At 55.2% G+C, this 19,631-nt stretch carries 16 protein-coding genes; 5 read left to right on the top strand and 11 right to left on the bottom strand.

From position 1 onward, the window contains the following. Positions 1-65: 65 nt before the first annotated feature. The 4 genes from AM379_RS11405 (at position 66) to folA (ending at position 3,387) form a co-directional block, all read left to right on the top strand. Entirely contained in the window at positions 66-299 is a 234-nt protein-coding gene (locus AM379_RS11405) for a YgdI/YgdR family lipoprotein (protein ID WP_010427047.1), read from the top strand. A gap of 105 nt (positions 300-404) precedes the next feature. Next, complete coding sequence (kefF, locus tag AM379_RS11410; RefSeq protein WP_106503723.1) at positions 405-935, top strand: glutathione-regulated potassium-efflux system oxidoreductase KefF; 531 nt, start codon at positions 405-407, stop codon at positions 933-935. Continuing rightward, a complete protein-coding gene (gene kefC, locus AM379_RS11415) occupies positions 928-2,793 on the top strand; it encodes a glutathione-regulated potassium-efflux system protein KefC (RefSeq protein ID WP_040018605.1) in 1,866 nt (621 codons plus the stop codon). The genes kefF and kefC overlap by 8 nt, the downstream gene beginning before the upstream one ends. Positions 2,794-2,907: 114 nt before the next feature. Continuing rightward, positions 2,908-3,387 (top strand): type 3 dihydrofolate reductase, encoded by a 480-nt coding sequence (gene folA, locus AM379_RS11425; protein WP_008502023.1) that lies wholly within the window; start codon positions 2,908-2,910, stop codon positions 3,385-3,387. A 39-nt stretch (positions 3,388-3,426) separates the two neighbouring features. Here folA and apaH read toward each other — a convergent pair whose 3' ends face one another. Genes apaH through lptD form a run of 6 tightly spaced genes read right to left on the bottom strand, consistent with a single transcriptional unit; the run spans position 3,427 to position 10,156 of the window. Continuing rightward, positions 3,427-4,275, bottom strand: a complete 849-nt coding sequence (apaH, locus tag AM379_RS11430) for a bis(5'-nucleosyl)-tetraphosphatase (symmetrical) ApaH (protein ID WP_014168593.1) — start codon at positions 4,273-4,275, stop codon at positions 3,427-3,429. Positions 4,276-4,279: 4 nt separating this feature from the next. Next, the gene (gene apaG, locus AM379_RS11435) at positions 4,280-4,657 is read right to left on the bottom strand and encodes a Co2+/Mg2+ efflux protein ApaG (protein ID WP_014168594.1); all 378 of its coding nucleotides are present in this window, start codon (positions 4,655-4,657) and stop codon (positions 4,280-4,282) included. A 3-nt stretch (positions 4,658-4,660) separates the two neighbouring features. Beyond that, positions 4,661-5,482: a 16S rRNA (adenine(1518)-N(6)/adenine(1519)-N(6))-dimethyltransferase RsmA gene (rsmA, locus tag AM379_RS11440; RefSeq protein WP_014168595.1), complete on the bottom strand. Its 822-nt coding sequence runs from the start codon at positions 5,480-5,482 to the stop codon at positions 4,661-4,663. Further along, on the bottom strand, positions 5,479-6,465 hold the full coding sequence (gene pdxA / locus AM379_RS11445; RefSeq protein WP_020882559.1) for a 4-hydroxythreonine-4-phosphate dehydrogenase PdxA: 987 nt from the start codon (positions 6,463-6,465) through the stop codon (positions 5,479-5,481). Before pdxA ends, rsmA begins: the two co-directional genes overlap by 4 nt. After that, positions 6,465-7,751: a peptidylprolyl isomerase SurA gene (surA, locus tag AM379_RS11450; protein WP_014168597.1), complete on the bottom strand. Its 1,287-nt coding sequence runs from the start codon at positions 7,749-7,751 to the stop codon at positions 6,465-6,467. The genes pdxA and surA overlap by 1 nt, the downstream gene beginning before the upstream one ends. 53 nt (positions 7,752-7,804) lie before the next feature. After that, the gene (lptD, locus tag AM379_RS11455; RefSeq protein ID WP_032679612.1) at positions 7,805-10,156 is read right to left on the bottom strand and encodes an LPS assembly protein LptD; all 2,352 of its coding nucleotides are present in this window, start codon (positions 10,154-10,156) and stop codon (positions 7,805-7,807) included. A 239-nt stretch (positions 10,157-10,395) separates the two neighbouring features. On the opposite strand from lptD, the gene djlA reads away from it, so the two are divergent. Continuing rightward, positions 10,396-11,211, top strand: a complete 816-nt coding sequence (gene djlA, locus AM379_RS11460) for a co-chaperone DjlA (protein ID WP_106503724.1) — start codon at positions 10,396-10,398, stop codon at positions 11,209-11,211. Positions 11,212-11,241: 30 nt separating this feature from the next. Here djlA and rluA read toward each other — a convergent pair whose 3' ends face one another. The 5 genes from rluA to araA all read right to left on the bottom strand — a co-directional run bounded on the left by rluA (position 11,242) and on the right by araA (position 19,631). Then, positions 11,242-11,901: a bifunctional tRNA pseudouridine(32) synthase/23S rRNA pseudouridine(746) synthase RluA gene (gene rluA / locus AM379_RS11465; RefSeq protein WP_014168600.1), complete on the bottom strand. Its 660-nt coding sequence runs from the start codon at positions 11,899-11,901 to the stop codon at positions 11,242-11,244. Positions 11,902-11,913: 12 nt separating this feature from the next. Beyond that, entirely contained in the window at positions 11,914-14,820 is a 2,907-nt protein-coding gene (gene rapA / locus AM379_RS11470) for an RNA polymerase-associated protein RapA (RefSeq protein ID WP_025205441.1), read from the bottom strand. Positions 14,821-14,948: 128 nt separating this feature from the next. Further along, positions 14,949-17,306, bottom strand: coding sequence for a DNA polymerase II (gene polB, locus AM379_RS11475; protein WP_106503725.1), 2,358 nt, complete (start codon positions 17,304-17,306; stop codon positions 14,949-14,951). 74 nt (positions 17,307-17,380) lie between these two features. After that, complete coding sequence (gene araD, locus AM379_RS11480; protein ID WP_032679615.1) at positions 17,381-18,076, bottom strand: L-ribulose-5-phosphate 4-epimerase; 696 nt, start codon at positions 18,074-18,076, stop codon at positions 17,381-17,383. A 52-nt stretch (positions 18,077-18,128) separates the two neighbouring features. Next, positions 18,129-19,631: an L-arabinose isomerase gene (gene araA / locus AM379_RS11485; protein ID WP_014168604.1), complete on the bottom strand. Its 1,503-nt coding sequence runs from the start codon at positions 19,629-19,631 to the stop codon at positions 18,129-18,131.

Raw genomic sequence — 19,631 nt, forward strand, 5'->3', positions numbered from 1 at the left:
TCAGTCAGTTAGCCTAAAATGGTTAGGTCGATAACGAAATTCAACTGAGAGCAGGGGAAAACACCATGCAAAATAAACTACTGATCGCGTCCGTTCTGGCTGCCACCGCCATGTTTACCGTTGCGGGCTGTTCATCTAATCAGGCAGTAAAAACCACGGATGGCCGTACGATAGTGACTGACGGTAAGCCGCAGGTCGATGATGACACCGGTCTGGTTTCCTATAAAAACGCCGAAACGGGTCAAACTGAACAGATCAACCGTGACCAGGTGAAATCCATGGGCGAACTGGATAACTAGTTCAGATTTCTGACGTTAGCCCGTCAATAATATTCACTATTAGCCTGTTGAATTACTGACTACACTCTTTTGGTAAAAGAAGGCAGTAAAACAACAGGCTAATTAATGATTCTGATAATTTACGCACATCCGTATCCGCATCATTCGCATGCAAATAAACGGATGCTTGAGCAGGTAAGGACGCTTGATAACGTAGAGATACGTTCCCTCTATCAACTTTATCCCGATTTTAATATCGATATCGCCGCCGAACAGGAGGCGCTCTCTCGTGCCGATTTAATTATCTGGCAGCATCCGATGCAATGGTACAGCACCCCTCCGCTCCTCAAACTGTGGATCGATAAAGTCTTTTCCCACGGCTGGGCGTATGGCCACAACGGTCACGCGCTTAAAGGCAAAAGCCTGATATGGGCCGTGACCACCGGCGGGGGAGAAAGCCACTTCGATATTGGTGCTTTCCCGGGCTTTGAGGTGCTGTCACAGCCGCTGCAGGCGACGGCGCTCTATTGTGGGCTGAACTGGCTCCCTCCTTTTGCGATGCACTGTACGTTCGTTTGCGATGATGAGACGTTGCAGGCGCAGGCACGCCATTATAAACAACGGTTACTTGAGTGGCAGGAGGCGAACAATGGATAGCCATACGCTGATACAGGCGCTGATTTACCTCGGCGCGGCTGCGCTGATTGTACCCGTGGCGGTACGTCTGGGGCTGGGTTCGGTGCTGGGTTACCTCATTGCCGGCTGTGTCATTGGACCGTGGGGCTTCCGTCTGGTGACCGATGCCGAGGCGATTCTCCATTTCGCTGAGATCGGCGTCGTGCTGATGCTGTTTGTAATTGGCCTGGAGCTGGATCCCCGGCGGTTATGGAAACTGCGTGCTTCGGTATTTGGTGGGGGAGCGTTGCAGATGGTGGCCTGTGGTCTGCTGCTGGGTGGGTTCTGTATCCTGCTGGGCATGGACTGGAAAGTTGCGACACTCATCGGCCTGACGCTGGCACTCTCCTCAACGGCCATTGCCATGCAGGCAATGAACGAGCGTAACCTGACGGTCTCTCAGATGGGGCGCAGCGCGTTTTCGGTGCTGCTGTTCCAGGATATTGCAGCCATCCCGCTGGTGGCGATGATCCCGCTGCTGGCCGCAAGCGGTGCCTCAACGACCATGGGAGCTTTTGCGCTTTCTGCGCTGAAAGTGGTTGGTGCCCTGGCGCTGGTTATTCTGCTTGGCCGCTACGTGACCCGTCCGTTGCTGCGCTTTGTCGCTCGCTCCGGCCTGCGTGAAGTTTTCAGTGCCGTTGCGCTGTTCCTGGTGTTTGGCTTTGGTTTGCTGCTCGAGGAAGCCGGCCTATCGATGGCTATGGGGGCGTTCCTGGCCGGGGTGCTGCTGGCCAGCTCTGAATATCGCCATGCGCTGGAAAGTGATATCGAGCCGTTTAAGGGATTATTGCTGGGGCTGTTTTTCATCGGCGTGGGGATGTCTATCGACTTTGGCACGCTGGTAACGCATCCGCTGCGGATCCTCATCCTGCTGGTCGGTTTCCTGGTCATTAAGATGGGCATGTTGTGGCTGATAGCGCGTCCATTAAAGGTGCCCAACAAGCAGCGTCGTTGGTTTGCCGTACTGCTGGGGCAGGGGAGTGAGTTTGCATTCGTGGTCTTTGGCGCGGCGCAGATGGCCAACGTACTGGATGCTGAGTGGGCGAAAGCGCTGACGCTTGCGGTCGCACTGTCGATGGCCGCAACGCCTGTTCTGCTGGTGGTGCTGGCGCGTCTGGAAAAAACGGGGAGCGAGCAAGAACGCGAAGCCGACGAGATCGACGAGGAGCAGCCGCGGGTGATCATCGCCGGGTTTGGTCGCTTCGGGCAGATCGTGGGCCGTTTGCTGTTGTCGAGCGGGGTCAAAATGGTGATCCTCGACCACGATCCCGACCATGTTGAGACCCTGCGGAAATTCGACATGAAAGTGTTTTACGGGGATGCAACGCGTGTCGATCTGCTGGAGTCCGCCGGGGCGGCGAAAGCCGAAGTGTTGATTAACGCAATCGACGATCCGGAGACCAGCATGCAGATGGTGGAGCTGGTCAAGGAACATTTCCCTGAGCTGACCATTATCTCTCGCGCCCGCGATGTGGATCACTACATCCGGCTGCGTCAGGCAGGTGTGGAGGCGCCAGAGCGTGAAACGTTCGAAGGTGCGCTCAAGTCTGGCCGGATGGCGCTGGAAAATCTGGGGCTAGGGGCCTATGAAGCCCGTGAACGTGCGGACCTGTTCCGCCGCTTTAACACCGAGATGGTGGAAGAGATGGTGGCGATGGCGGGCAGCACAGCCACCGAGCGTGCAGCGGTGTTTAAACGCACCAGCGCGATGCTAACGGAAATCATTAACGAGGACCGCAATCACCTATCGCTTATCCAGCGTCACGGCTGGCAGGGCACGGAAGAGGGCAAGCATACCGGCGATCCGGCGGACGAACCGGAGAGTAAACCTTCCGCGTGAAGTGGAGTTGCCAGCAATATTAAAAAATTTCTCTATCTTTACTCAGCCGCCAGTCGACGAAAGATTAAGCTTTCCGTATAGTGGCGGCAATTTTTTGCATCCGGGAAATTTTCAATGATCAGTCTGATTGCAGCGCTGGCGGTGGACCGTGTTATCGGTATGGAAAATGCCATGCCGTGGAACCTGCCTGCCGATCTCGCATGGTTTAAACGTACTACGTTAAACAAGCCGGTAGTGATGGGCCGCCTGACCTGGGAGTCGATTGGTCGTCCATTACCGGGCCGTAAAAATATCGTTATCAGTAGCCAGCCTGGCACTGACGATCGCGTCGAATGGGTGAAGTCCGTAGACGAGGCCATTGCCGCATGCGGTAATGCCGAGGAGATCATGGTGATTGGCGGTGGGCGTGTGTACGAACAGTTCCTGCCTAAAGCACAGAAGCTGTATCTGACCCACATTGATGCTGAAGTGGAAGGGGATACGCATTTCCCGGACTACGATCCTGATGAGTGGGAATCTGTCTTCAGTGAATTCCACGACGCGGATGCGCAGAACTCCCACAGCTACTGCTTCGAAATTCTGGAACGTCGCTAAGTGAATGTCCCTCTCCCGTCTGGGGGAGGGACATCCTCATCAGGAAGCAACGGCCTCGTCTTCCCCTAAGTCCAGCTGTCGGTTGGATGGCTGAACAAAATACGTTTTATCTTCCCAGCGCAAGCAGGTTAACTCTCCACCCCAGCAGCAGCCGGTATCGAGACCGTAGATCCCCTCCGGTGTGCCTTTTCCTTCAAGCGACGCCCAGTGGCCAAACACCACGTTATAGGCGTTGGTCACCGGACCGGGAATGGCAAACCACGGTTTAAGAGGCGCAGGGGCGCTTTCCGGTGTCTCTTTGCAATACATATCCAGCTGCCCGTTCGGGAAGCAAAAACGCATGCGGGTGAAAGCGTTCGTAATAAAGCGCAGGCGGGCCAGACCGCTAAGATCTTCGCTCCAGTGATTCGGCATATCGCCGTACATCGCGTCGAGGAAGAAAGGATACGAGTCGCTTGCCAGCACCGCTTCAACGTCACGCGCACAGGTTTTCGCCGTCTCAAGATCCCACTGAGGGGTGATCCCGGCATGCGCCATGACCAGTTTTTTCTCTTCATCGATCTGCAGCAGCGGCTGGCGGCGTAGCCAGTTGATGAGAACATCCGCGTCCGGGGCATCCAGCAAAGGCGAGAGACGATCTTTGGGTTTGTTGCGACTGATCCCGGCAAAGACGGCCAGCAAATGCAGATCGTGGTTGCCCAGTACCATGCGCACGCTGTCGCCCAGTGATTTGACGAAGCGTAGAACGTCCAGCGAGCCAGGGCCACGCGCCACTAAATCGCCCGTCAGCCAGAGCGTATCTTGTCCAGGCGTAAAGTCGACCTGTTTTAACAATGCGATCAGTTCATCGTAGCAACCGTGAACGTCGCCAATCAGATATGTAGACATTAGATTAATGAATGAGTGTTGTAACGGCGAGACGGAACACAGGAATAGCAACGCGGAACACATTGCCATCGACGTCGACCATTTCGTAATGGCCCTGCATGGTACCCAGCGGCGTTTCGATCACGGCACCGCTGGTATATTGATACTCTTCGCCAGGGTCGATGTGGGGCTGTTCACCAACCACACCTTCACCCTGAACTTCGATTTCGCGGCCGTTGCCGTTGGTGATAAGCCAGTAGCGCCCAAGCAGTTGCACAGGCATCCGCCCCAGATTGCGAATGGTCACGGTGTAAGCGAAGACAAAACGTTCTTCATCCGGTGAAGACTGGGATTCAACATAAACGCTTTGTACATGGACACATACGCGGGGCGAATCAATCATGGCTTAACTCTCCTTCGGCGGCGCATTTTCGCTGATGTAATTAGCCAGCTTGCAGTACTGTTCTACGGAAATATTTTCTGCACGCATTGCCGGGTCAATACCCAACTCAGTCAGCACTTCAACGGTAAACAGATTGCCCAGGCTGTTACGGATCGTTTTACGGCGCTGGTTAAACGCTTCCGTAGTAATGCGGCTCAGCACGCGCAGGTCTTTCACCGGGTACGGCATTATTTTATGCGGTACAAGACGCACTACCGCAGAGTCCACTTTTGGTGGCGGCGTAAAGGCGGTTGGCGGTACTTCGAGCACCGGGATCACGTTGCAGAAATATTGCGCCATCACACTCAAACGACCATACGCTTTACTGTTCGGCCCTGCAACCAGACGGTTAACCACCTCTTTTTGCAACATGAAGTGCATGTCGGCAATGGCATCAGTATAGCTAAACAGGTGGAACATTAGCGGTGTGGAAATGTTGTACGGCAGGTTACCGAACACGCGCAGCGGTTGGCCCATTTTTTCCGACAGCTCACCAAAGTTCATGGTCATGGCATCCTGCTGATAAATCGTCAGCTTTGGCCCCAGGAACGGGTGAGTTTGCAGGCGTGCGGCGAGATCGCGGTCGAGTTCGATAACGGTCAGTTCGTCCAGGCGTTCGCCTACGGGTTCAGTCAGAGCGGCAAGACCCGGGCCGATTTCGACCATAGCCTGACCTTTCTGCGGATTAATGGCAGACACGATACTGTCGATCACGAACTGATCGTTGAGGAAGTTTTGCCCGAAGCGTTTTCGGGCTAAGTGGCCCTGATGGACTCGATTAGTCATTGAGTATTAACAATCATTTTGATGGCGAGATTAAGCGCCGTAATAAAACTGCCGACATCCGCTTTCCCCTGGCCTGCCAGATCCAGCGCAGTACCGTGGTCAACGGACGTTCGAATAAAAGGTAAACCGAGGGTGATATTCACCCCGCGGCCAAAGCCCTGGTATTTTAGCACGGGCAGGCCTTGATCGTGGTACATCGCGAGCACGGCGTCCGCATTATCCAGGTATTTTGGCTGGAAAAGGGTATCGGCAGGCAACGGCCCGCTTAAGTTCATCCCTTTTGCCCGCATTTCTTCAAGCACCGGAATAATGGTGTCGATCTCTTCGGTACCCATATGTCCGCCTTCACCGGCGTGCGGGTTCAGGCCGCAGACCAGCACATGCGGCTGTTTGATGCCGAATTTGGTTTGCAGGTCGTGATGCAGGATCCCGATGATCTCCCGTAAAAGAGACGGAGTAATGGCATCCGGAATGGCCCTGATGGGCAGATGGGTCGTCACGAGGGCAACGCGCATTGCTTCTGTCGCCAGCATCATGACCACTTTCGGGCTGTGCGAGCGCTCTTCAAAGAACTCCGTGTGCCCGGTAAACGGTATCCCCGCCTCGTTGATAACGCCTTTGTGCACGGGACCGGTGATCAGGGCGGCAAATTCACCCTTCAGGCAACCGTCGCAGGCACGCGCCAGCGTCTCTACAACATAGTGGCCGTTTTCGGTACTGAGCTGACCCGGGATGACGGGAGTACGAAGTGGAACAGGAAGAAGCGTAAGCGTGCCGGCTTGCTGTGGTGCAGGCTGCTGGCCTTCAACGTAGGGGATGAGCGTTAAAGGCAGACCGAGCAGCGTTGCCCGGTCTTGTAACAGTGTTGCATCAGCGCAGACAACCAGTTCCACCGGCCAGCTGCGCTGGGCGAGCTGGACAACGAGGTCAGGCCCAATCCCGGCAGGTTCGCCGGGAGTGATCACAACACGATGCTGTTTCATTAGTTACTCAGTACTTTCACATAAGCGCTGGCGCGTTGTTCCTGCATCCAGGTTGCTGCTTCTTCAGAGAACTTACGGTTAAACAGCATGCGGTAGGCTCTGTCTTTCTGCGCCGCGTCCGTTTTATCAACATTGCGGGTATCCAACAGTTCGATCAGATGCCAGCCGAAGGAGGAGTGCACCGGGGCGCTCATCTGGCCTTTGTTCAGCTTCATCAGTGCGTCACGGAACGCAGGATCGTAGATATCTGCGGCCGCCCAGCCCAGATCGCCGCCCTGATTAGCAGAGCCGGGATCCTGAGAGAACTCTTTCGCGGCATTCGCAAACGAGGTTTTTCCGCTCTTGATGTCTGCAGCAATCTGTTGCAGTTTCACGCGCGCCTGATCGTCAGTCATGATAGGTGACGGCTTGAGGAGAATATGGCGAGCGTGAACTTCGGTAACCGAAATGTTCTGACTCTGACCGCGCAGATCGTTCACTTTCAGGATGTGGAAGCCCACGCCTGAACGGATGGGACCCACGATGTCACCTTTCTTCGCCGTGCTCAGCGCCTGGGCAAAGATGGAAGGTAGCTCCTGGATACGTCCCCAGCCCATCTGGCCGCCTTTCAGCGCCTGTTGGTCAGCGGAGTAGGTGATGGCCAGTTTGCCAAAGTCACCGCCGTTACGTGCCTGCTCGACAATCGAACGCGCCTGGCTTTCAGCTTCCGCAGCCTGGTCGGAGGTTGGGTTCTCTGGCAGCGGGATCAGAATGTGGCTCAGGTTTAGTTCGGTGCTGGCGTCGTTCTGGTTACCCACCTGTTTTGCCAGCGCGTCCACTTCCTGAGGCAGGATCGTGACGCGGCGACGGACTTCATTGTTACGCACTTCCGAAATCAGCATCTCTTTACGGATCTGATTACGGTACGTTGCATAGCTGATGCCATCATAGGCCAGACGGCTGCGCATCTGGTCCAGGCTCATGTTGTTTTGCTTCGCGATGTTAGCAATGGCCTGATCGAGCTGCTCGTCAGTGACCTTCACACCCATTTTCTGACCCATTTGCAGGACAATCTGATCCATGATCAGACGTTCCAGGATCTGATGGCGCAGGGTTGCGTCATCCGGAAGTTGCTGACCTGCTTCACCCGAATTGAGCTTCACAGATTTCATCAAACCGTCAACGTCGCTTTCGAGCACGACGCCGTTGTTAACCACAGCGGCGACCTTATCAACAACCTGGGGGGCCGCGAAGCTGGTATTCGCAACCATAGCGACACCGAGCAGCAGCGTTTTCCAGTTCTTCATACTTTTTCCATTTCAATTAACCGCAAAGCGGATTACGTTGCAAATTAAGCACATTACAAGGAACTGCGGTACGGCAGAATGTTCGAGCGCAGCATCTGCTGCGTGCCCAGGCCGTAGTTGGAGCTCAGGCCGCGCAGTTCGACATTAAAGCCAATCACGTTATCGTATTTGCTCTGATTATTCTCAGTATTCCAGCCGTTAAGCTTACGTTCGTAACCGACACGCAGCGCGTAGCAGCAGGAGTTATATTGCAGACCAACCATCTGGTCAGCAGGTTTACTGGTGTTGGTGTCAAAGTAGTAAGCACCGACGATTGACCAGCGATCGGCGATTGGCCAGCTCGCTGCGCCACCCACCTGCGAGATGCCGTCTTTGTACTGTTCCGCGGTTGCATAGTCTGGCAACGTGGCCTGAATATATTCAGGGCTGGCGTAACGATAGGTCAACTGCAGCATACGGTCTTCATCACGACGGTATTCAATCGCCGCACTGCTTGTTGCAACATTGTTGAGACGCGTATCGTACTGCACACCCCCGCGTAAACCCCAGCGATCGGTCATACGCCAGTAGGTATCACCCGCCCACACCAGAGAACCCGTTTTGTTGTCTTTCTCCCAGTTAATGTTGTCATCACCGGTCCGGGACTCGGTGAAATAGTAGATTTGACCAACAGAAACGTTAAAACGTTCAACGGCGGCATCATCATAAACGCGTGTTGTGACGCCGGTCGTTAACTGGTTTGCTGACGCAATACGGTCGAGGCCACCGTAGGTACGGTCGCGGAACAGGCCGCTGTAGTCAGACTGCAGGAATGAGGAGTCATAGTTCTGAATGTTGCTTTGATCGCGATACGGCACGTACAGATACTGCATACGTGGCTCAAGCGTCTGGGTATAACCCTCCGCCAGAAGACCCATATCGCGTTCGAAGATCAGTTTGCCGTCCATTTTGAACTGTGGAAGCGTACGATTTACTGATTCCTCAAGATGCTTATTGTTACTGGAATTATAATCATCAATATTTTTTTGCTGATAGTGTGTCGCCATCAGCTTGGCTTCAGTATTCAAACTTGCCCAGTCGTTAGACCATGGCAAATTGATGGTTGGCTCCAGATGGACACGTGTCGCTTCTGGCATATTCGAATTAGTGTTAACGAAGTGGACCGCCTGACCATAAATTCGGGTGTCGAATGGACCTACATCATTCTGATACCAGTTAACGTCCAGCTGCGGTTCTGCACCGTACGTACTTGCCGTTTGGTTAGAGAAAACCTGGAACTGCTTGGTCGAGACCGTTGCATCAAAGTTTTGTAGCGCATAGCCCACACTGAAGATCTGCGTGGCATAGCCATCGGTACTCGAACCGTATTTTGACGAGAAATCGTTAAAATAGTATGGGTCACTAACCTTGGTGTAGTTAACGTTAAACCGCCAGACCTGGTCCATTACCCCGGCATGTTGCCAGTAGAACAACCAGCGGTGTTTATCACCTTCTGTTGGATGTTCATCCTGGAAGACTTTATCCGACGGCAGATAATCCAGTTCCATCAGGCCAGCGCCCGCCTGCGTCAGGTAGCGGAACTCGTTTTCCCACATAACGTTGCCGCGCTTATGGATATAGTGCGGCGTGATCGTGGCGTCCATGTTGGGCGCGATGTTCCAGTAATACGGCAGATAGAACTCAAAGTAGTTCGTGGTGCTGTATTTGGCATTCGGGATCAGGAAACCTGAGCGGCGTTTGTCACCCACAGGAAGCTGCAGATAAGGGCTGTAGAAAACAGGCACCGGACCGAGCTTGAAGCGGGCGTTCCAGATCTCGGCAACCTGCTCTTCACGGTCATGGATGACTTCACTTCCGACCACGCTCCAGGTATTAGACCCGGGCAGACAGGACGTGAAAGAGCCGTTTTCGAGAATCGTATAGCGGTTTTCACCGCGCTGTTTCATCAGGTCTGCATCACCGCGCCCCTGGCGACCTACCATCTGGTAATCACCTTCCCAGACGTTAGTGTCTTTGGTATTCAGGTTTGACCAGGCTTTCGGACCTTTCAGGATGACCTGATTGTCGTCATAGTGCACATTACCCAACGCATCCACCGTTCGTACCGGCTCGGCCGCACCTTCCGGCTGCTTCTGGTGTAATTGCACTTCATCTGCCTGCAGACGGCTGTTGCCCTGGTTAATATCCACATTGCCAGTAAATGTCGCATTGTCAGGATATGTGCCTTTAGAGCTATCGGCAGTAATGGTTACCGGCAAGCTATTCGTATCGCCCTTTACCAGTGGACGATTATAACTTGGGACGCCAAGCATACACTGCGAGGCGAGATCGGCCGCCAGTCCCTGTTGGCTGTACAGGGCGGTGCCAATCATTGTGGCCAGGAGGGTGGGGATACGTTTTTTCATACGTTGTATTTTATTGTTCCGTCATCAGTGGCTACGGCTTACAAACGCTCAGAGACTATCTTACTCATCAGCGCAGTACCAGCGTTAATCCTGCCCGTTTGCGCGCCAGAGTGTTAGGCTCGCTATCGAATGACGAGTATGATAAAGCAAATTATAGGCGATGTCCTTCAATTGACCGTGGCTTGAACACTGTGATGATGACGTTGCGTCGGCCAGGAACATGACTAACCGGGGAGTATATGCAGTATTGGGGTAAAATAATCGGCGTTGCGTTCGCCATCATCATGGGTGCCGGGTTCTGGGGGATCGTACTGGGGCTTATTATCGGCCATATGTTTGATAAGGCTCGCAGCCGCAAAATGGCCTGGTTTGCCAATCAGCGTGAGCGCCAGTCCCTCTTTTTCTCCACCACGTTTGAGGTGATGGGGCACTTAACCAAATCAAAAGGGCGTGTGACGGAAGCCGATATTCAGATAGCCAGCGTCTTTATGGACCGCATGAATCTGCATGGTGACTCCCGTCTCGCGGCACAAAATGCGTTTCGCATCGGCAAAGCGGATAACTATCCGCTGCGTGATAAAATGCGTCAGTTCCGCAGCATCTGCTTCGGCCGTTTTGATTTAATTCGGATGTTTCTGGAGATCCAAATCCAGGCGGCGTTTGCCGATGGTTCACTTCATCCTAATGAACGCGATGTTTTATATGTTATTGCGGAAGAACTGGGCATCTCCCGTAAGCAGTTCGACCAGTTCCTGCGCATGATGCAGGGCGGTGCGCAGTTTGGCGGCGGCTATCACCAGCAGTCCTCTGGCGGTGCCTGGCAGCAGGCGCAGCGGGGTCCGACGCTGGAGGATGCCTGTAACGTGCTGGGGGTGAAGCCATCGGACGATGTAACCACCATCAAGCGTGCCTATCGTAAGCTGATGAGTGAGCACCACCCGGACAAACTGGTCGCGAAAGGTTTACCGCCGGAGATGATGGAGATGGCGAAGCAAAAAGCGCAGGAAATTCAGAAAGCGTACGAGTTGATTAAAGAGAAGAAAAGTTTCAAATAAAAAAAGGCCCGACACTGTCGGGCCTTTTTTTCAGAAGTCGACTGGGGCTTTAAACGTCATTGCATTGCCAAAAACCGGATGGGTGATGGTGAGCGTCTGCGCATGCAGCTGCAGGCGTGGCGCCAGCGCCAGTGCATCGGGCGGCGCGTAAAATCTGTCCCCCAGTATCGGGTGCCCTAGCGCAAGCATATGGACACGCAGCTGGTGCGAGCGCCCGGTAATCGGTTTAAGCAGTACGCGCGCAGTGTTATCTGGCGCGTACTCCAGCACTTCATACTCAGTTTGCGCTGCTTTGCCGGTTTCGTAACAGACCTTTTGTTTTGGTCGGTTCGGCCAGTCGCAGATCAGCGGTAAATCCACCAGCCCTTCCGCCGGCTGAGGATGCCCCCAGACACGTGCGACATACTGCTTTTTCGGCTCGCGATCGCGGAACTGGCGTTTCAGCTCGCGTTCCGCCGCTTTATTCAGCGCCACTACAATCACACCGCTGGTGGCCATGTCCAGACGATGGACGGACTCCGCCTGAGGATAATCACGCTGAATACGCGTCATCACACTGTCTTTGTGCTCATCCAGACGCCCTGGCACGGACAACAAGCCGCTGGGCTTGTTGACCACCATAATGTGCTCATCCTGATAAAGCACCACCAGCCAGGGATCCTGAGGTGGATTGTAAGGCTCCATCACCATCTTGCGCTCCGTTTACTGATGCGTCACAACGATAAGACGCAAGGCATCCAGACGCCAGCCTGCCTGATTAAGGCTTTCCAGCACCTGCTGACGGTTGCTCTCGATCGCTGCCAGCTCGTCATCGCGGATGTTTGGGTTTACCGCTTTCAACGCTTCCAGACGGGAGAGTTCCGCGGACAGTTTGTCGTCGGCTTCTTGACGTGCGGCATCAATCAGCGCCCGGGCCGCTTTTTCGATCTGCGTTTCACCCAGTTGCAGAATAGCGTGCACATCCTGCTGTACCGCGTTGACAAGCTTACTGCCGGTATGGCGGTTCACCGCGCTCAGCTGGCGGTTAAAGCTCTCGAATTCAACCTGAGCGGCGAGGTTCGTGCCGTTTTTGTCCAGCAGCAGACGCACAGGCGTTGACGGCAGGAAGCGGTTGAGCTGCAGCTGTTTCGGCGCCTGCGCTTCGACAACGTAAATCAGTTCCAGCAACAGGGTACCCACTGGCAGCGCTTTGTTTTTCAACAACGAGATGGTGCTGCTGCCGGTATCGCCTGAGAGGATCAAATCCAGACCGTTGCGGATCAGCGGGTGCTCCCAGGTGATGAACTGCGCATCTTCGCGCGACAGCGCCACATCACGTTCAAAGGTGATGGTGCATCCATCTTCCGGCAGGCCAGGGAAATCCGGGACCAGCATATGGTCGGACGGGGTCAGGACAATCAAATTCTCGCCACGATCGTCCTGGTTTATGCCAACGATGTCGAACAGGTTCATGGAGAAGCTGATCAGGCTGGTGTCATCATCCTGCTCTTCAATGCTTTCAGCGAGCGCCTGGGCTTTTTCACCGCCGTTGGAGTGGATCTCCAGCAGGCGGTCACGACCCTGTTCCAGCTGAGATTTCAGCGCTTCATGCTTATCACGGCAGGCTTTGATCAGTTCATCAAACCCGTCGGTGTTCTCTGGCGCGGCCAGATAGCCGATCAGATCGGCGTGCACCTGATCGTAAATCGGGCGGCCGGTCGGACAGGTATGCTCAAACGCATCCAGACCTTCGTGGAACCAACGCACCAGAACGGACTGGGCGGTTTTTTCCAGGTAAGGAACGTGGATCTGAATATCATGCGCCTGGCCAATACGATCCAGACGACCGATACGCTGTTCCAGCAGATCCGGGTTGAACGGCAAATCGAACATCACCAGGTTGCTGGCAAACTGGAAGTTACGGCCTTCAGACCCGATTTCAGAGCACAGCAGAACCTGGGCACCGCTGTCCTCTTCTGCAAACCATGCCGCGGCACGGTCACGCTCGACGATGGACATCCCTTCGTGGAACACGGCGGCGCGAATACCTTCGCGTTCGCGCAGGACCTGCTCCAGCTGCAGTGCGGTGGCTGCTTTGGCGCAGATCACCAGCACTTTCTGAGAACGGTGCGCGGTCAAATAGCCCATCAGCCACTCAACACGCGGGTCGAAGTTCCACCAGGTGCCAGTATCGCCTTCAAATTCCTGGTAAATCTGTTCCGGGTAGAGCATGTCGCGTGCACGCTCTTCTGCAGTTTTGCGCGCGCCCATAATGCCGGAAACTTTAATGGCCGTCTGGTACTGCGTCGGCAGTGGCAATTTGATGGTATGCAGTTCGCGTTTCGGGAAACCTTTCACCCCGTTACGGGTGTTACGGAACAGGACGCGGCTGGTGCCGTGGCGATCCATCAGCATATCGATCAGTTCTTTACGCGCGGAATCCGCGTTGTCACTGTCGCTGTTGGCCGCCTGCAGCAGAGGCTCAATATCCTGCTCGCCAATCAGATCGCTCAGGGTGTTGAGCTCGTCATTCGAGAGATGTTTACCCGCCAGCAGCAGGGCAACGGCATCGGCGACCGGACGGTAGTTATTTTGCTCTTCAACGAACTGCTCAAAGTCATGGAAGCGGTTTGGATCGAGCAGGCGCAAACGGGCGAAGTGGCTCTCCAGACCTAATTGCTCCGGCGTTGCGGTCAGCAGCAGGACGCCTGGCACGCGCTCGGCAAGCTGTTCGATAGCCATGTATTCCCGGCTTGGTGCGTCTTCGCTCCAGACCAGATGGTGCGCTTCATCGACCACCATCACGTCCCATTCGGCGTCGCACAGATGCTCAAGACGCTGCTTGCTGCGGCGTACGAAATCCAGAGAGCAGATCACCAGCTGTTCCGTTTCAAACGGGTTGTCCGCATCGTGCTGGGCTTCTGCATAGCGCTCGTCATCAAACAGAGCGAAACGCAGGTTGAAGCGGCGCAGCATCTCAACCAGCCATTGGTGCTGCAGGGTTTCGGGTACCACAATCAGTACGCGTTCGGCTGCGCCGGAAAGCAGCTGTTGATGCAGGATCATGCCCGCTTCAATGGTTTTCCCCAGGCCCACTTCATCTGCCAGCAGAACGCGAGGTGCGTGACGGCGGCCCACGTCATGGGCGATGTTCAGCTGGTGGGGAATAAGGCTGGTACGCTGACCGCGCAGGCCGCTCCACGGCATACGGTACTGTTCACTCTGGAACTTGCGTGCGCGATAGCGCAGGGAGAAGCGATCCATACGGTCGATTTGCCCGGCAAACAGGCGATCCTGCGGCTTACTGAATACCAGTTTGCTGTCGAGCAGTACCTCACGCAGAATGACATTGGTCTCGTCGGTGTCCAGGCGAGTCCCGATGTAGGCGAGCAGTCCATTCTCTTCTTTTACGTCTTCGACCTTTAGCTGCCAGCCGTCGTGGCTGGTCACGGTGTCACCCGGGTTGAACATCACGCGGGTCACAGGGGAATCATTGCGGGCGTACAGGCGGTTTTCACCGGTAGCAGGGAAAAGGAGGGTAACCATTCGTGCATCCACGGCAACCACGGTTCCTAATCCAAGTTCGCTTTCTGTATCGCTGATCCAGCGTTGACCAAGTGTAAAAGGCATATTTGTTCGGCTCTAATCGTAAATTGCAGGCAATAGTTCAACCACCGTCAAAAAAGACAGTCATTGAAAAATGGGTCCGGGAATGGAAAGGGCGCTATGGTACTGGATGGCAGCCATTTCGTCACGTGTCAAAATAGGCCAAGTTGCCCTGTCACTAGTGTAGCAAAGTCGTCGTCGATGAAGGGCAAAATTCCGTCCGCGACCGGCTGAAGCTGACGCGTAAGATAGTGCTCGTAATCCAGAGGCGAGTGCTGGTAATCCACGGGTTCCGGGCCGTTGGTGGTCCAGAGGTATTTGATGGTTCCCCGGTTCTGATACTGCGGGGCACGCCCCCGGCGCACGTTCTCCTCATCCGCCAGACGCGCGGCGCGGACGTGCGGCGGAACGTTGCGCTGGTATTCCGCCAGTGGGCGGCGCAGGCGCTTGCGGTACACCAGCTGGGCGTCGAGTTCACCGGCCATCAGGCTGGCAATTGTTTCACGCACGTAGTCCTGATAAGGCTCGTTGCGAAAGATACGCAGATAAAGCGTTTGCTGAAACTGCTGTGCCAGCGGCGTCCAGTCGGTGCGCACGGTTTCCAGCCCTTTAAAGACCATTCGCTGCTTATCACCTTCCTGAATAAGACCGGCGTAGCGCTTCTTACTGCCCTGGTCGGTACCGCGAATGGTGGGCATTAAAAAGCGGCTGAAATGGGTTTCAAACTCCAGTTCTAACGCGCTGCTTAACCGCTCTTTTTGCAAACTTTCCTGCCACCAGGCGTTCACAAAAGTCACCAGCGATTTGCCGATTCGCGCAGCATCCTCTTCTGAATGCGCGCCCTTAAGCCAGACAAAGGTGGAATCCGTATCGCCATAAATAACGTCATAACCCTGGGATTCAATCAACGCTTTGGTCTGGCGCATGATGTCGTGCCCGCGCATGGTGATAGATGACGCCAGTCGTGGGTCGAAGAAGCGGCAGGCGCTGGTCCCCAGAACCCCGTAAAACGCGTTCATGATAATTTTCAGCGCCTGAGAAAGGGGCTTGTTGCCATGACGCTTAGCCTCGTCGCGACCGTGCCAGATGTTTCCCACAATTTCCGGCAGACAGTGCTTTTCCCGTGAGAAGCGGGCCCCAAGAAAACCTTCTGTGCTGTGCAAATCGTCAGGCTGCGCCATCCCTTCCACCAGCCCGACGGGATCGATCAGGAAGGTGCGAATAATGGACGGATAGAGGCTTTTGTAGTCCAGCACCAGCACGGAGTCATACAACCCGGGCCGGGAATCCATCACGTAACCGCCTGGGCTTGCCTGTGGCGGCACGTCACCGAGGTTAGGGGCGACATAGCCCGCCCGGTGCATACGCGGGAAATAGAGGTGGCTAAAGGCGGCCACGGAGCCACCGTGCCGGTCAGCGGCGAGGCCGTTCACCGTCGCGCGCTCGAGCAGGAAGGGCATGATCTCCGTTTTATGGAAAATCTGCGTCACCAGTTCACAATCTTTCAGGTTGTAGGTGGCGAGCGCCGGTTTGTCTTCGTTAAAACGCCGGTCGATTTCATCCATCCTGTCCCACGGATTGTCGATGGATTTCCCTTCGCCGAGCAGCTCCTGCGCCACTGCTTCCAGAGAGAAAGAGGAAAAATTCCAGAAGGCAGATTTGAGCGCCTCAATGCCATCGATAATCAGGCGGCCATTGGCCTGCGCGAAAAACACACCGTTTTTAAAACCGTGCTCGCGCCATTCCAGCTCGCTGTTTCCGCGCCCCAGCATCAGGGGGATGCGGTAACGTTCAGCATGTTTTTGCAGCACGCGCAGATCGAACTGCACCACGTTCCAGCCGATCAACACATCGGGATCGCGATCGGCAAACCACTGGTTTAGCTTTTCCAGAAGCTGTGGCCGGCTGTTGACATACTCCAGCCGGAAATCCAGCGCGGACGCGTTGCCATTCGGGGGGCCAAGCATATAAACAACCCGATCCCCGCAGCCTTCAAGGCCGATACAGTACAGCTCACCGTGGCGAGTGGTTTCGATATCCAGCGAGACCCATTTCAACGGCGGCCGGTAGGTAGGGTTGGGTTTGAGACGGGCGTTAATAAGGCTGCCGTTTTGCGCGGTGCCGTCGACCCAGACGGGGGCGGTAATAAACCGCTCCATCAGAAAACGTTCTGGCGGGCGGATATCGGCTTCGTACAGCGTCACGCCAGCGTCGCGCAGCAGTTTTTCATAACGCATCAGCTGGCGATGGGCGCGGCAGTAGAGGCCATGTACGGGCTGACGGTGGAAATCTTTCAGTTCAAGCGGCGTCAGGCGCCAGCCATTTTCACCGCGCAGCAGTTGCTTTACTTTCTCAACATGATCGTTCGGGATAAAAGCCACGGACTCCTGCGGCGGCAGGGTCACGTGCAGCGGGCCGTTGTCCGTCGCCAGCCAGAATGCCACCTCGGTGCCCTGAGGAGTATCCCGCCAGTGTCGGGTAAGTAAAAAACCTTCTTGCGCCTGCGCCACGCCGCTATCCCATAAAACAAAACCAGGCTTGATTATAGCCTGGTTGAATATTTTATGCTGGGTATATATACAGTTTACTGCCCGTAATAGGCTTTTGCGCCATGTTTACGCAGGTAGTGTTTATCCAGCAGGGTTGGCTGCATATCCGGAAGCTGCGGTGCCAGCTGGCGGCAGAAGATGCCCATATACGCGACCTCTTCCAGCACAATCGCGTTATGTACCGCATCTTCGGCGTTTTTGCCCCAGGCAAAAGGTCCATGGGAGTGCACCAGCACGCCGGGCATTTGCGCAGCGTCGATACCCTGTTTTTCAAACGTTTCGACGATAACGTTGCCGGTTTCCCACTCATACTCGCCGTTGATCTCTTCATCAGTCATCAAACGGGTGCAGGGAATGGTGCCGTAAAAGTAGTCTGCGTGCGTGGTTCCGGTCGCTGGAATGGACTGGCCGGCCTGCGCCCAGATGGTCGCATGACGCGAATGGGTATGCACAATACCGCCAATGGTCGGGAAGGCCTGGTAGAGCAGGCGATGCGTTGGCGTGTCGGAGGAGGGTTTTTTCTTTCCTTCCACCACTTCGCCCGTGGCGATGCTGACGACAACCATATCTTCTGCGGTCATTACCGTGTAATCCACCCCTGACGGCTTTATCACGAAGACGCCGTGCTCGCGGTCAACGGCGCTGACGTTGCCCCAGGTCAGCGTCACCAGATTGTGTTTGGGCAGCGCCAGGTTGGCTTCCAGTACCTGACGTTTGAGATCTTCTAACATGCAATCCTCCAGGAAAAGAGGCCCGCCCTGCGGCAGGCCAAAGGTTCCCCTGTTAACGTTTTGAACCGTAATAGACTTCGTTCCAGCGCAGCGCGTCTTTGAACGCGGGCAGGCGGGTATCGTTATCAATGACGGTCAGTTCGATGTCGTGCAGTTCGGCGAACTGACGCATGTCGTTCAGATCCAGCGCGTGGCTGAAGACGGTGTGGTGCGCGCCACCGGCCAGGATCCAGGCTTCCGAGGCGGTTGGCAGGTCAGGCTGCGCTTTCCACAGGGCGTTGGCGACCGGCAGTTTTGGCAGAGAATGCGGGGTTTCAACCGCATCCACACAGTTCACCAGCAGGCGGAAACGGTCGCCCAGGTCAATCAGACTGGCGTTGATGGCAGGGCCGGTACGGGTGTTGAAGATCAGACGTGCCGGGTCGGCTTTTCCGCCAATGCCAAGGTACTGCACGTCGAGGATCGGTTTCTCTTCAACGGCAATGGAAGGACACACTTCCAGCATATGCGAGCCCAGTACCAGGTCGTTGCCGTTTTCGAAGTGGTAGGTGTAGTCCTCCATAAAGGAGGTGCCGCCCTGCAGACCGGTTGACATCACTTTCATAATGCGAAGCAGAGCGGCAGTTTTCCAGTCGCCTTCGCCGGCAAAGCCGTAGCCCTGCTGCATCAGACGTTGTACCGCCAGGCCGGGCAGTTGTTTCAGACCGTGGAGGTCTTCAAAGGTGGTGGTAAAAGCATGGAAGCCACCCTGTTCCAGGAAGCGTTTCATGCCCAGTTCGATACGTGCTGCATCCAGCACGTTCTGGCGTTTGTCACCGTGAATTTGTGCCGCAGGGGTCAGACGGTAGCTGCTTTCGTATTCGTCGACCAGCGCGCTTACGTCGCCATCGCTGATTTCATTCACCACCTGCACCAGGTCGCCCACGGCCCAGGTATTCACCGAGAAACCAAATTTAATTTGTGCGGCAACTTTATCGCCGTCGGTGACCGCCACTTCACGCATGTTGTCGCCGAAGCGCACCACTTTCAGGTGGCGAGTATCTTGTCGGGACACCGCCTGGCGCATCCAGGAGCCGATACGTTTTTGCGCATGCTGATCCTGCCAGTGGCCGGTGACGACCGCATGCTGCTGGCGCATACGTGCGCCGATAAAGCCGAACTCGCGGCCGCCGTGCGCGGTCTGGTTCAGGTTCATAAAGTCCATATCAATGCTGTCCCACGGCAGGGACGCGTTGAACTGGGTATGGAACTGCATCAGTGGTTTATTGAGGATGGCCAGACCGTTGATCCACATTTTGGCCGGTGAGAAGGTGTGCAGCCACACCACCATGCCGGCGCATTTATCGTCGTAGTTCGCGTCGCGGCAGATGTTCGTGATCTCATCCGGGGTCGTGCCGAGCGGTTTGAGCACCAGTTTGCACGGCAGTTTAGCCTCTGCATTGAGCGCGTTGACCACGTGCTCAGCATGTTTCGTCACCTGTTGCAGCGCTTCCGGCCCGTACAGATGTTGGCTGCCAATGACAAACCACACTTCATAATTATTAAAAATGGTCAT

The organism is Enterobacter cloacae complex sp. FDA-CDC-AR_0132, from assembly GCF_003010695.1.
Classification (GTDB): domain Bacteria; phylum Pseudomonadota; class Gammaproteobacteria; order Enterobacterales; family Enterobacteriaceae; genus Enterobacter; species Enterobacter ludwigii.

Excerpts from the sequence above, each read along its gene's own strand:
- AM379_RS11405 (WP_010427047.1), top strand. The coding sequence starts at position 66 with ATGCAAAATAAACTACTGATCGCGTCCGTTCTGGCTGCCACCGCCATG.
- kefF (WP_106503723.1), top strand. The coding sequence starts at position 405 with ATGATTCTGATAATTTACGCACATCCGTATCCGCATCATTCGCATGCA.
- kefC (WP_040018605.1), top strand. The coding sequence starts at position 928 with ATGGATAGCCATACGCTGATACAGGCGCTGATTTACCTCGGCGCGGCT.
- folA (WP_008502023.1), top strand. The coding sequence starts at position 2,908 with ATGATCAGTCTGATTGCAGCGCTGGCGGTGGACCGTGTTATCGGTATG.
- apaH (WP_014168593.1), bottom strand. The coding sequence starts at position 4,275 with ATGTCTACATATCTGATTGGCGACGTTCACGGTTGCTACGATGAACTG.
- apaG (WP_014168594.1), bottom strand. The coding sequence starts at position 4,657 with ATGATTGATTCGCCCCGCGTATGTGTCCATGTACAAAGCGTTTATGTT.
- rsmA (WP_014168595.1), bottom strand. The coding sequence starts at position 5,482 with ATGACTAATCGAGTCCATCAGGGCCACTTAGCCCGAAAACGCTTCGGG.
- pdxA (WP_020882559.1), bottom strand. The coding sequence starts at position 6,465 with ATGAAACAGCATCGTGTTGTGATCACTCCCGGCGAACCTGCCGGGATT.
- surA (WP_014168597.1), bottom strand. The coding sequence starts at position 7,751 with ATGAAGAACTGGAAAACGCTGCTGCTCGGTGTCGCTATGGTTGCGAAT.
- lptD (WP_032679612.1), bottom strand. The coding sequence starts at position 10,156 with ATGAAAAAACGTATCCCCACCCTCCTGGCCACAATGATTGGCACCGCC.
- djlA (WP_106503724.1), top strand. The coding sequence starts at position 10,396 with ATGCAGTATTGGGGTAAAATAATCGGCGTTGCGTTCGCCATCATCATG.
- rluA (WP_014168600.1), bottom strand. The coding sequence starts at position 11,901 with ATGGTGATGGAGCCTTACAATCCACCTCAGGATCCCTGGCTGGTGGTG.
- rapA (WP_025205441.1), bottom strand. The coding sequence starts at position 14,820 with ATGCCTTTTACACTTGGTCAACGCTGGATCAGCGATACAGAAAGCGAA.
- araD (WP_032679615.1), bottom strand. The coding sequence starts at position 18,076 with ATGTTAGAAGATCTCAAACGTCAGGTACTGGAAGCCAACCTGGCGCTG.
- araA (WP_014168604.1), bottom strand. The coding sequence starts at position 19,631 with ATGACCATTTTTAATAATTATGAAGTGTGGTTTGTCATTGGCAGCCAA.